Origin of the sequence: Naasia sp. (assembly GCF_025465545.1) — a bacterium.
GTDB lineage: Bacteria > Actinomycetota > Actinomycetes > Actinomycetales > Microbacteriaceae > Naasia.
In genome coordinates, this window is record NZ_JAODMK010000012.1 from 42,050 (window position 1) to 54,732 (window position 12,683).

A 12,683-nucleotide genomic window follows, 5' to 3' on the forward strand; every position below is an offset into this window, starting at 1 on the left:
GGGGCGAGGATCGCGCAGCATTCGTTCCCCTTCTATTGGGGGAATGCCTCCCAGAGGGCCGCTCCCTACACTTGCGGAGTGACCCGAACACTCGCTGCTTCGCCGCGCCGTGCGGAAGCGGCGACGCCGAATGGCGGCTTTCTGGTCGAGATTCAGGCCCTCCGCGCGATCGCGGTGCTCCTCGTCGTTCTCTATCACCTCTGGCCCGCATATCTCCGGGGCGGTTATGTCGGTGTCGACGTCTTCTTCGTTATCTCCGGCTACCTGATCAGTGCTCATGTGATTCGTTCTCTTGAGCGCGGGCGATTCACCCTCAGCGACTTCTACGCCCGCCGCATTCGCCGGCTGCTCCCTGCGTCGTTGACGGTGCTCCTGGCAGCGGGCATCGCGACACTTGTCTGGGCGCCGCAGCTGCACTGGATCGACACCGGCAAGAACATCGTCGCCAGTGCGTTCTACGTGGAGAACTGGTCCCTTCTCTTCAACGCGGTGGACTACTTGGGCGCGTCGGCCGACGTGATCCCCTCGCAGCACTTCTGGTCGCTGTCGGTGGAGGAGCAGTTCTACCTCGTCTGGCCCGTCTTCCTTCTTCTCGGCTGCACCCTCGCCGCACGGCGCGGCTGGCCGGTGCGCCGCGTGCTCGCGGTCCTGGTGGGGATCGTCGTGGTGGTCTCGCTCGCCTACTCGGCTGTGTCCACGGCCGTGGACCAGGCCAGCGCGTACTTCAACACCGGCACTCGCGTGTGGGAGTTCGGCGCGGGCACCCTCCTCGCCATCTGGCTGGCGAAGGCGCCCAAAGTGGGAGCGTGGGGTGTCCCCGTCACCTGGCTGGGGCTGGCCGCGATCCTCGCCGCCGCACTCACCTACACTGACGCCTCCGCGTTCCCCGGCTATCTGGCTCTCGTGCCGGTCCTCGGCACTGCGATGGTGATCGCAGGGCGGGGAAGACGCGGGCCCGCCTCCCCGGCCCCGCTGTTCGCGCTCCGGCCGGTGCAGTTCCTGGGCGACATCTCCTACTCCGTGTACCTCTGGCACTGGCCGCTCATCGTTCTGCTGCCGCTGGGACTGGGGCTTCCCCTCTCCAATCCGCTCAAGGCACTCATCCTCGTCGTCACGCTCGTGCTGGCCTGGGCCAGCAAGCGGTTCATCGAGGACCCGTTCCGCATCGACCGGCCCGGCACGGCTGACAAGCCGAAGAAGGCGGTGAGCCGGCGGCGGATCTTCACCCTCGCCGCTGCCGGGATGGTGCTGGTGAGCGTCGTCGGCGGCGCGGGGTGGGCGGTCAGCTCGGCGAAGGCCAGCCAAGCCCAGGCTGTACTCGACGCCCTGCCTGACCCACTGACGGTCCCGTGCTTCGGCGCGGCGGCGCTCGCCGATCCCGTGAAGTGTGCGCAACAGGGCACAGGAGCGATCTACCCGGATCCCATCGTCGCGGCGCTCGACACCGGCGATCGGCGGGACCCGCCGTGCCAGCAGTCCAGCTCGGGAACCGAGGTCATCGTCTGCTCCTTCGGCTCCAAGGACCCGGCGGCTCCGCGATACGCGCTCGTCGGCGACTCGCACGCCGCACAGTGGATGTCCGCGATGCGGGTCCTTGCCCTGCGGAACGGCTGGCACCTCGACACGTACCTCAGGTCCGGCTGCGGCCTCTCCACCATTCCTGCCGGCGGCCTCGGGGTCGTATCCCGATGCGTCGAGTGGAACGACCAGGCTCTGCAGCAGCTCGTCGACGGCCACTACGACGTCGTCGTGGTCTCCATGCGCAGCAGCATCGTGGGTGGGGCGGCCAAGACTGACGCGGATCTCGCCCGAAACGTCTCCGAGATCGACACCAGCTGGCGGGCGGTCCAGTCCTCGGGCGCCCGGATCGTCGCGATCCGCGACACTCCTCAGCCCGTGAGCGCGGGGATCCCCGACGCGCCGAGGTGCGTCGCGGGAACCCCTGACTACCTCATCGCCTGTTCCTTCACGCGCGCCAAGGGCCTGGTGCCTGATCCCGAGGTGGAGGCCGCTCGGGTGAACGGGAACGTGGCCGTGCTGGATCTCACCGACAGGTTCTGCTCACGGGACACCTGCGCTCCGGTGATCGGAGATGTCCTCGTGTATCGCGACGGGCACCACGTGAGCGCCCTCTACATCACGACGCTGGCGCCCTTCCTCGACGAGGCGCTGGCTGACGCGCTGGCCGGCTGACCGAACCGCGGCCCGGCCGGCGCCCGGGCAGGCCCACCGGGCAGGGAATCCGTGCCCGACCGGACATCGCCGCCGGCTTCCACGCACAGAGACGGCAGCCGCCACAGAGGCGGCTGCCGTCTCAGACCCTACGGGAGCTGGTTCGCCGTGAAGTCATCGAACCTGATGACCGCCGGCACGGTGGTGACGCCACCGCCGAGGTAGTTCATGAGCCCCACGAACCCCGCGACCTGCAGAGCCGCCGTCGTGTCCGACTTGGAGGTGAGCCAGTTCGCCGGCTCAGCGGTTCCTGCCACCCAGATCTTCGCCCGGAGGAGAGTGGGGTTGACCCCTTCCGCCTGGATCCGGATCCGGAGCTTCATATCGCTGGTGTAGGTGATGCCGCTCGCCGCAGCGGGGGAGGTCATCCCGGGCCCCTGCAGCTGGAGGCTGACTGCCCCCGCGGGAGTCACCGTGGCCCGCACCCGGTAGTCCCCCGATCCGGTCACCCGGCGGGCGATGACCGACACCTGCGCGTTGCCGCCCGCAGGCACCGCCCCGAGGGTGAAGGTCGCCTGGACGTCGGAGCTCGAGGACGAGACTCCCTGGAGGTACGCCTCCAGGGTCCGGCCGGCCGTCGAGGTCGAGATGTTGCCCGTGCTGCCGTCGGTGGAGTACGGAGTGGAGGCGGCGTTGAATGTCCAGGGGCCGCCTCGTGTAGCGGAGCCCCAGCCGGAGCTCGTCGTGCGGTTGAAGTCGTCGGCCGCCAGCACGTCGTCGGCAGGAGGAGGCGGCACCGTGACCGTCACCGATTGCGTGGTGCTGCCGGTCGCGGCGCTGTCGTCGGTCACGGTGAGCTTCACCGTGTAGGTGCCCGACGCGGCGTAGGTGTGATCCGTGGTGGCGCCGAGCCCAGTGCCGCCGTCACCGAATTCCCATGCGTACTTCGTGATGGTGCCGTCGGCATCAGTTGAAGCGGAACCGTCCACCGCTACCGACGCGCCGCTCACCGAGGTGGTGAACGAGGCGGCGGGCGGAAGGTTCACCACGGGAGGAGGCGTGCTGCCCTTGCCCGTCACGTAGTGGGCATTCACGGTGGCCGCCGAGATCTCCTTGTTGTAGACGGCGACCTCGTCGATGCCGCCAGCCAGGTACTTGGCGCCGGTCCAGGTGCTGTCCCCGCCGATCCGCCAGTAGCCGGCGAGGTTCTGCCCATAGGTGACATCGGTGCGCGATGCGGCTTGCGCGCCGTCCACGTAGAGCCGCATCCCGGCGGAGCTGAGCGTGGCGACCACGTGGTGCCACTTGCCGTCGTTGAATCCGGACGCGCTCTGAACCGTGCTCTTCGCCGGGTTCAGGACGCCGAAGTAGATGCGGCCGGTTCCGTCCAGGTAGACGTGACGGTCGTAGAACGTGGAGTCGCCGGAGAGCTTCTCGCCGAAGCCGACGATCTTGCCGCCCGTCTTGCTGACCGTGGAGAACCAGGCCTCCACCGAGAAGGTGTCGGGAGCCTGGACCAACCTCTGGGCCACCGCCACCCCGGCACTCGTACCGGAGAAGGTGGCCGCCGTGTTGCTGTCGCCCGAGATCGCACCCGGCCGGTTGAGGACGACACCGGACCCTGCCACAGCATCGTTGGTGCCCGCAGTGTCGGTGAGGGCGGTGCCACTCTTCTCGTTGAGGCGCCAGAAGTGCGCGGCGCCGTCACTCAAGACTGCCTTCGCATAGTTGCTGAGCGCAGCGCCGGTGGCCACGGTGATGCTCACCGGGTCGCCGAGCGCCGTGTTTCCGAATGGATCGGTAGCTCGGAGCTGGTAGGTGTGCGTGCTTCCTGCCGCCACTGCGGTGTCCAGATAGGTCATCTGCGGGCGATCCCACCAGATGCGAGAAGCCTGCGAGACGGTGCGAAGGACGCTTCCGTCGCGGATGAGGTCATAGCTGAGGACCTGGTTGTCGCGGTCGTAGTTGGCCAGCCAGGACACCTCCACCGTTCCCGCACCCGGCGACTTCAGGGTGGGCACGAAGGCAGCTGCCTTCAGGCGGGGGCCATCGTCGTTCGGCGCGATCGACTTGACGGCGAAGCGGACCAGTCCCTGCTGGGCGCGGCTGTTGACGCCGGGGAACTCCCCGCCGTACACCACGTACTGCGAGTTCGCCGCGACGCTCCAGGCGGCCTGGCCGGAACCGCTGACCTTGCCAGTGATGAAGTCCGGCCACCAGTTGAGCATCGAGGGAAGGGGGGTGCCCACCCAGCTCGCGTAGCCGAGGGTGTTGTTGTTGGCGGTCCTTCCGGACAGGGCCTTCGTCCAGGCCATCGCCCGCTGGACGGTCCAGGTGGGGGTCGTCTGGGGGAACCCGCCGGACGTGCCGCAGTAGTGCGGGTGGCCCGCGATGTAGACGACGCCGTTGCTCACCGCCGACGAGTAGGTGTCGCCGTGGCAGTCCTCGACCCAGATCAGGTTGCCCGACCAGTCGGAGCGGAACGTTCCCTCGAGGTTGCCGCCGGCGCCGAAGTGGTACCCGGTGCCGTACACGCTGTCGCTGTCCGAGTTGAGGCTCCAGATGGCCGCGTCGTCGCCGGCGTCGCGGACCTTGCTGTTGACAGCCCAGGGCAGCAGGGCACCCGTGACGGCGTCCACCGCGGCCAGTCCGTAGCCCGGGTTGCCGGAGCCGTTGAGGGTGGTGAAGTTTCCGCCGAGTACGACCTTGCTGCCGTCCGGCGAGATGGTGATGGCCCGAACCCGCTTGTCGGCGACGGGCGCAAAGGGAAGGACCGCACCGGTGCTCGCGGAGATCGCGGCGCTGCGGATGCGGCCGGTGCTGCCGATCGCGGTGAAGTTGCCGCCCAGGTAGACGGTCGAGTTGGTCGCCTTCACGGTCTCGACGGTGGTGTTCGCGACGGGCCTGAAGTTGGAGACGAGGGCGCCGGTGGCGATGTTGAACGCGGCCACCCGGCTGCGGCTCAGGCCGTTCACCACGGTGAACAGTCCGCCGATGTACAGGCGGGTGCCGTCGGGCGAGGCGGCGACCGACTTCACCTCGCCGTTCACGGTCGGCGCGAAGCTGGTGATGAGTGCACCCGTGGTCAGGTTGTATGCGAGCAGGTTGCTCCTGGGCGTCAGGTTGGTGCCTGCAGCGGCGCCGGCCGGGCGAGCGTTGGCGAACTTGCCACCCGCATAGACGGTGTTGCCCACGATCACCTGCGACCAGACGATGCCGTCGATCTGAACCGTGGGCAACGGGTCGCTGGACACCGTCTCCGGGGTCCCTGACGCGGGCGCGGTATCCGCCACAGCGGGCGCGCCGGAGATCGCGCCGAGCACGAGCGCCGAGATGGCGGCCGCGACAGTCAGGGAGCGGAAACGGAAAGAATTGGATTTGGCCACGGGTAAGCCTTTTCGGGTAAGAACGGCGGATCGGGTAAGCCGGTTGGCGGCGACTGTAGGGGAAGGCCGAGGGGTTTCGCTAGGAAAATGGGGGTGATAGGGCGGAATTGGGGCGCGCTCCGCCCATGCAGAGGGTGATCTAGCCCTGTCGGGCTGGAGAAGCGGTCCTCCTTCGCAGCAGTCGCTCCCGGACTTTGCGAGGCAGCGAGAGCACTTTCAGGGGGAGTTCCCGGACTCGCTGGGCCCTGCTGCTGCGCGCCACCTGACGGCCGTAGCGGCGGAGGAACACAGCTGCGTCGTCGGCTGAGTCGAACAATCCGCGGTCGGACCAGAAGTCGGCGAGCTGCCCCCTGGCGGCTGCGTCCAACAGGGGAAAGGCGCGCCGGTGCACGGTGAAGAACGGGGAGCGTCCGCTTGCCGCGGCGTCGACAGCCGCCCTGACGCCGGCCGTGTGAGCGCCGCGCGGCCACACCGTGGGATTCGGGTCCTCGTGCAGCTCGTACACGGTGCCGATGGGCGTGCCGGAAGACAGGATCCAGCCGGTGTAGAGGAAGAACTCGGTGAGGTCTGCACGGACGAACTCGCGCGCGAAGCTCCGCCCGGCACGGCGTTCGATGTCGCTCATCATCGCCCGGACGAGGGCGGTGTCGAAGGGGAACGGCGTCACCGTTGCGGGGAAGTGCTCGACGTGCGCAGCGGGGTCGAGCCCGAGGTAGTCGAGGACGCGCTCCAGGTCCCGCCGAAGCGGGTGGCTGGCGAAGCTGTAGGCGCGAAGCCGCGGTCGACCGTCGGAGGCGAAGAAGTAGGACGCCTCTGCAGGAGCGACCAGGTGGTTCTTCGCGTCGAGCACGACATACCTGTCGCTTCGAACCAGTTCGGCGACCGCGAGTTTGAGAACCTGCTGGCTGCGCCAGCCGGTCGCGGCAGGAACGGTGCTGATCTCGGTTGGCCGGAGGATGCGCACCCGGGGCGCGAGAGCCCCGTAGCTGGAGAGGAGCTTCTCCCGCACGCTCGCCGGCATCGCGCGCGCCGAGTTGTCGATGACGAGGAGCTCTGCCACGAGGTGCTCGGGCAGGAATCTGCTCATCGACCGAGCCTGCAGCAGCAGCAGGGGATACTCGGCTTCGTACACCAGGCTGACGAAGGTGGGAGGGCCTGTCCTCACGTCCGCCCTTCCCGTCTGACTTGTGCTGTCCATTCTCACCGGCCGTCGCGAGCGCCGGCCGGCACCGCCTGCGGCAGGATCTCCTGCGCGGTGGACTCCCAGCCCCGCTTGCGCCGGCGGCCGTTGGACATGCCATGGATGCTCTCTCCCTCGGCGAGACGCATGGCGAGCTCCTCGTAGCCGAGTGCGACCTTGTCCCAGTCGTACATCTCCTCGGCGCGCTGCTGCAGAGCGGCCCCCACGGCGATGTGCTTCCACTCGGCGGATTCGATGCGCTCGAGAGTCGGAATCAGCGAGGCCGCGTCCGAGAAGTACAGACCATCCGACCCGGTCACCTCCCGGTTGAAGACGACGTCGTACGCCACAACGGCGGTGCCGGCACCCATGGCACGCAGCAGCGACGGGTTGGTGCCGCCCACCGAGTGACCGTGCAGGTAGGTGCGGGCGTGGGCGTAGAGCTGGTTGAGCTCATCCTGATCCCAGACGCCGCCGATCATCTTGATCCGCGGGTCGGCCTCGGCCATCCGGGCGATGCGGTCGGTGTACTCGGCCGAATAGGGAGCGGAACCGACGACGACCAGCGGGTACCGGGCACGCGAGGCGGAGTAGCCCTGGATGATGACATCCACGTGGTTCTCCGGCTCGAAGCGAGCGACCACGAGATGGAACTTGCCCGGGGTGAGGCCGTGCTTGGCGAGCTTGTCGGTGGCGACGTCGGTGAGCTGCGACGATCCGTAGGTGAGCAGCTCGGTGGGGATTCCGAACTCCGTCTCGTAGTACTCGGCGATGCCCCGCGCGTCGCTGATCAGCGCGTCGGCGGTCTGCACGGAGAACTCCTCCGCCATCCGGTAGTACCGGCGGCCCCACTTGCCCCACTTGCCGCGCTTCCACTCGAGCCCGTCCACGTGCACCGCGACGGGGACGCCCTTCGCCTTGATGATCGGCACGAACGGGGCGTTGGCCGCGTTGAAGACGAAGGCCATGTCCTGACGGCGGTGGAAGAGCATGTGCAGCGCTGACAGGGCGGAGTGGCTGAGCGTCTCCAGAGTCTTCTTCTTGAGCGCAGGAAGGTGCACGAGCTTCATGCCGAGATGCTCGGCCGGCCGGTTCGTGTCGGCAGTGCGACAGTAGACGGTGATCTCGTGGCCGCGAGCAGCGAGGCGCTGCCCGATCTCTTCCACCGCGGTCTCGAACCCGCCGTAGGCGGCGGGAACTCCGCGGGTGCCCACCATCGCGATGCGCAGGCGCTTGAGAGGCTCCGCCTGGGCGGCAGGCTGCGGCTCGTTGAACGCGGCGGCGTCGCGCAGCAGTTCCTCGAACGGGTCCACGGCGCGCAGACGGGCGAGGTTGCGGTCAGCGCGCAGGCGGCGGTCGTGCCGGCTGGGCTCGATCGAGTCGTCGCGGAGCTCGCTCATCGGGTTCCCGCCTGGGGGGCGGTGCTGACGGAGAGGGTGCGGGGTGCGTTCCGGCGGGGCGACCGGGACGCCAGAGGCGTCTTCACTGTGGGTTCCTGTTTCGGGGGTACAGGTGTTCGGGTAAGCCGGAGCGGGGGACTCCGGTGTGTGGCGCCCGGTCCTGGGTGGGGACCGGGCGCCTGCACTTGTCAGGTGCTGTGTGTCAGGTGTGTCAGGTGTGTCAGGTGTTGCGGGGAGGGCGGCTCAGGCGTTGGAGACCTGGCGAGCTGCGGCGGTGTTGGTGATCGCATCGAGCGCTCGTCGCAGCTGGGTGCTGGAGGTCGACATCGTGTACGGGAAGTACACGACCTCGACTCCTACTGCGGCGAACTCGCGTTCGAGGCGGACGCCCATCTCGGTGCCGCGCCAGTCGTCGCCTTTGAAGAAGACGTTGAACTGGACTTCGCGCCATGTGTCGAGCTTGTCCGGGACGACTTCGGCGCGCGCCTCATCGACGAAGCGGATGTTGCGCACGATCTCGAGACGCTCGGAGAGGGGGATGACGGGCGTGATGCCCTTCGTCTCACGGAGCATCTCGTCGCTCACGACGCCGGCGATCAGGTAATCGCACTGGCTTTTGGCGTGCTTGAGGATGTTGAGGTGGCCGACATGGAACAGGTCGAACGCACCGGCGGCATAACCGATTCGGGTCATCGGGAAAGACCACAGCTTTCACTATGGCTGCATTGACGCCCAGACCTCCGTTCGGGTAAACGAGGGTGCTCGGGTAAGCGGGCGTTCGGTTCGCTCGGGGTGCAGCGGGTAAGTCAGCAACGAACCGTGTCCTCAAGATAGCGGACACGATTTCGGAAGTCTGCGACCCAATCGGGGGGTGGAGTTACCGCCCGGTCAGCTTCCCCGCGCCGCTGGCGCTGAGGGCGATGACGACGAGCAGCGCCCAGTTCCCCTCGACCAGCAGCCGGCTCTCGGCCAGCGCCTGCGTGAGAAGGGCGGCCAGCAGCAGTCCGGGCAGCACCTTGCCCAGCACCCATGAAGCTGCGGCGGAGCCGGCGACGGCGCTCCCCTCCGCGATCGAGGAGCCGGCACCGCCTACCCGGGTGGTCGAGGAGCCCGCAACGTCTCGAAACCAGGTCGGAGAGATAACCCCCCGCCTCCCCACCGCGACGCCGGTTGATGCGAGGAACGCGACGAAGATCGCCAGCCCGATGATCCCCAGCTGGAACGCGACATCGAGGTAGGCGTTGTGTGCCTGCAGATACACCACGCCATTCCGGGTGGCCAGATGCGAGAACGGCTCCACCCACGGCTGCCAGTAACTGGTCCACCCCCACCCGAGCACCGGGTGCTGCACGAACAGGCCCGCGACGATGCTCCAGATGTCGAGCCGCCCGGTCAGGTCTTCGCTCTTGCCCAGCAGCGTCAATAAGAAGGGATACGCCGCGACCGCACCGATGACCCCGAGGACGAGAAGTGTGCCGACCCCGATCAGTGCCGGCCGACGCCGTTGATGGGCGAGCAGCATCAGCACCAGCACGACGACGGTCACTGCGGTGGCCACCGTCACGGTGGACGACTGGCTGAGCGAATAGATGAGGGCGGCAAGAGCCAGCGCGCCGTACCCGTAGCGACGTGTGACGGTTCTGCTGGCGATCTGGCATCCGACCACGATCAGCGCGAGCAGCGCCACGAAGCCGAGGAGGTTGGCGTTGCCGAGGATTCCCTGGATGCGTCCGCCTTCGAAGAGCAGCGCGCGACTCCAGTAGAAGGCGTCGGGCACCTTCTCGCCGGGCACCACGTTGATCGGGAAGACGGGCAGCACGGGATGCCGGACGATGAGCGAGACGAACAGCTCGAACAGCAGGGACATCGCGAGGATCGCGACCAGCGCGATGGACAGCGCCCGCACGAACCCTTCCCACCCGAGCGCGAGCAGGATGGTGAGCCCGGCAAACATTGTCGTGACCACGGCAAACACCGCCAGGAGAGTGGCCGGCAGATAGTGCGTCCACCCCAGCGACAGCGCGCACCACACGACGAAGAGGCCGAGCGCCAATGCGGGCGCCACAGCGCCCGCACGGGGCTTGACGAGTCCGCGCAACGGGCGTCTCGAAACTCCCCCCTGCGAGGCCCGTTCCCTCAGGAGCCCGACGAACACCGCAATCGACACCAGGAGCACCGCCGCGTCCCACACCGCGAACCCGTACCAGCTCAGTGTGTTCCGCAGCGCCTCCCCGGCGAACAGCGAGAACAGGGCCACCACGGCGTACCCGTGCAGGAACGGGCGGCGCGTCAGCATGTCCCCAGCGTAGGAGCGTCCTGCCCCCGTCGTGAGGGACACCCTCGTTCGGGGGCTCGTGGTGTATTAGCGTGAGGAAAGGAACATAATCCGCTGCCACAGGGCGACTGTGTAAATTCTGTGTGACATCGGCCGCTCCTAGTCATCCCACTCGTTAGCGTCACAGGCAGCAAGACCGCAACGGCACTGGCGCCACAAGAAGCAGGGGAGCAGTTCAGTGCAGGATACGCGTACCGATCGTGAGCGCCGAAAGCGCCCACCGGCCCGCGTTCCTCCTCGCGACGACTGGCGAGTGGCCTACATGAACCGCCTCCGAATCACGGACGTGCTCGCTGTGATCTGGGCCGTCATCGGCACCGAATTCATCTGGTTCGGCTTCGATGCCGGCCAGGCGGCCGTCGACGGGACCACTCGGCTCGCGGTGAACTACACCTTCGTCTCGATCCTCATCGCCTGTCTATGGCTTGCGGCGCTCAAGTGGTCGGGGACCCGTGACCACCGAGTCATTGGCACGGAGTTCACGGAGTACCGGCGAGTGGTCCGGGCGAGCTTCTCGGTGTTCGGGGCGATCGCGATCGGCGCATACCTGTTGGAGATCGACCTGGCACGCGGCTACTTCCTCACGGCCCTTCCGCTGGGTCTCATCGTGATTTTCGCCTCGCGCTGGATGTGGCGGCAGTGGCTGCGCGTCCAGCGCCGGTCGGGAGGGTACTCGTTCAACGTTCTGATCGTGGGGTCGGCAGTGAGTGCTGCGCACCTCGCCACGGAACTCGCCCGTCAGCCCGACGCCGGCTACCGGGTCGTGGGCGCCTGCATACCGAATGCGTCGCCCTCTGCGGTCCTTGCCGGCTCGGCGGTTCCGGTCTGGTCGGATCTGGATGACATCGTGTCGATCGTCGCCGAGTCCGGCGCGGACACCGTGGCGATCACGAGCAGCGATGAGTTGCCGCCATACCGGGTTCGACAGTTGAGCTGGAGCCTCGAGGCGGGCCGCCAGCACATCGTCGTCGCCCCGAGCCTGACGGACATCGCGGGTCCTCGCATCCACACGCGCCCTGTAGCCGGGCTCCCGCTGCTGCATGTCGAGACGCCCCGATTCGAGGGCGGAAAGGTGGTGGCGAAGCGCGTCTTCGACCTCGTCGTTTCGGGAGTCCTCGTCCTCCTGCTGTCCCCGATCCTGCTCGGCCTTGCCGCGCTCGTGAAGCTGACGAGCCCCGGACCGGTCTTTTACCGGCAGGAGCGGATCGGTCAGAACGGCCAGCCCTTCGGCATGATGAAGTTCCGTTCCATGCGGCCGAACGCCGACAAGGAACTGGCGGCACTGCTCGCGGCCCAGGGCACGAGCGAAAAGCCGCTGTTCAAGATCCAGAACGATCCGCGCATCACCCCGATCGGTCGTGTACTGAGGAAGTACTCGCTGGATGAGCTGCCTCAGCTACTCAACGTAGTTTGGGGCGACATGAGCTTGGTGGGGCCCCGTCCACAGATCGCTGGCGAGGTCGCTCTCTACGACACTGCCGCCGAACGTCGACTTCTGCTGAAACCGGGAATGAGCGGGCTGTGGCAGGTTAGCGGTCGCTCCTCCCTCTCCTGGGAAGACGCGATTCGACTTGACCTCTACTACGTGGAGAACTGGTCGATAACCGGGGACCTGATTATCCTATGGAAAACCGCTCGAGCCGTAGTTGCCCCTGGCGCGGACGCAATCTAGCGTGATGTCGGGTGAGGAGCGCGTGCGCGTCCACTGGATGGACCTCCTTCGAGGGGGGGCGGTACTCCTGGTGGTCCTCTTACATGTGCAGGACGTGGCCCACCAGTCATCGATTCCCACTCCTGAAGCACTTCGCGTCTTCAATCAGTTCTTTGCGCCGTTTCGGATGCCCACCCTGATGTTCCTTTCCGGCATGCTACTTCCGCCTTCTCTTGCCAAGGGGCTAAGGAGGTATTATTCGGGTAAGGTCCGTAATATCGCTTGGCCCTACCTCGTATGGTGTCTCCTTTTTCTTCTGCTCGGAGAAGGAGTACGACCTATTTGGGACCCACTGGCATGGGTCGCGGCCGGGTACCTTTGGTATATTTTCTTCCTTCTTTGCTACTACCTCCTCGCCCCTCTCGTCTCGCGAGTGAACGCGGGGACTATCTGCATCGCGCTCCTCCTTATCTCAACTCCACTGGCGGATGGGCTCCCTAAATACTTCCTATTCTTCGCAGCTTTCTTCTTTGCGGGTAACGGTGTCGCCCGAAGCGGT

The 12,683-nt window shown here is 67.0% G+C and carries 8 protein-coding genes; 3 read left to right on the forward strand and 5 right to left on the reverse strand.

Going from position 1 to position 12,683, the window contains the following annotated elements; all coding sequences use genetic code 11:
• Window positions 1–78 precede the first annotated feature (78 nt).
• Window positions 79–2,193: an acyltransferase family protein gene (locus JWR33_RS03710; RefSeq protein ID WP_297409582.1), complete on the forward strand. Its 2,115-nt coding sequence runs from the start codon at window positions 79–81 to the stop codon at window positions 2,191–2,193.
• A 128-nt stretch (window positions 2,194–2,321) separates the two neighbouring features.
• On the opposite strand, the gene JWR33_RS03715 is transcribed toward JWR33_RS03710, so the two are convergent.
• From JWR33_RS03715 to JWR33_RS03735, 5 genes are all read right to left on the reverse strand, one after another.
• On the reverse strand, window positions 2,322–5,558 hold the full coding sequence (locus tag JWR33_RS03715; protein ID WP_297409584.1) for a LamG-like jellyroll fold domain-containing protein: 3,237 nt from the start codon (window positions 5,556–5,558) through the stop codon (window positions 2,322–2,324).
• 139 nt (window positions 5,559–5,697) lie between these two features.
• Window positions 5,698–6,723: a DUF6492 family protein gene (locus JWR33_RS03720; protein WP_297409585.1), complete on the reverse strand. Its 1,026-nt coding sequence runs from the start codon at window positions 6,721–6,723 to the stop codon at window positions 5,698–5,700.
• A gap of 35 nt (window positions 6,724–6,758) precedes the next feature.
• Window positions 6,759–7,955, reverse strand: coding sequence for a DUF1972 domain-containing protein (locus tag JWR33_RS03725; protein WP_297409592.1), 1,197 nt, complete (start codon window positions 7,953–7,955; stop codon window positions 6,759–6,761).
• Between the two features lie 426 nt (window positions 7,956–8,381).
• The gene (locus tag JWR33_RS03730) at window positions 8,382–8,831 is read right to left on the reverse strand and encodes an adenylyltransferase/cytidyltransferase family protein (protein ID WP_297409587.1); all 450 of its coding nucleotides are present in this window, start codon (window positions 8,829–8,831) and stop codon (window positions 8,382–8,384) included.
• Between the two features lie 184 nt (window positions 8,832–9,015).
• Window positions 9,016–10,434: an O-antigen ligase family protein gene (locus JWR33_RS03735; RefSeq protein ID WP_297409589.1), complete on the reverse strand. Its 1,419-nt coding sequence runs from the start codon at window positions 10,432–10,434 to the stop codon at window positions 9,016–9,018.
• A 301-nt stretch (window positions 10,435–10,735) separates the two neighbouring features.
• Between JWR33_RS03735 and JWR33_RS03740 the strand changes: the two genes are divergently transcribed.
• Window positions 10,736–12,145 carry a sugar transferase gene (locus JWR33_RS03740; protein ID WP_297409590.1) on the forward strand — a complete coding sequence of 470 codons (1,410 nt, stop codon included), beginning with the start codon at window positions 10,736–10,738 and terminating at the stop codon, window positions 12,143–12,145.
• A 4-nt stretch (window positions 12,146–12,149) separates the two neighbouring features.
• The coding region (locus JWR33_RS03745; RefSeq protein ID WP_297409591.1) for an acyltransferase family protein at window positions 12,150–12,683 on the forward strand (534 nt) is incomplete at its 3' end.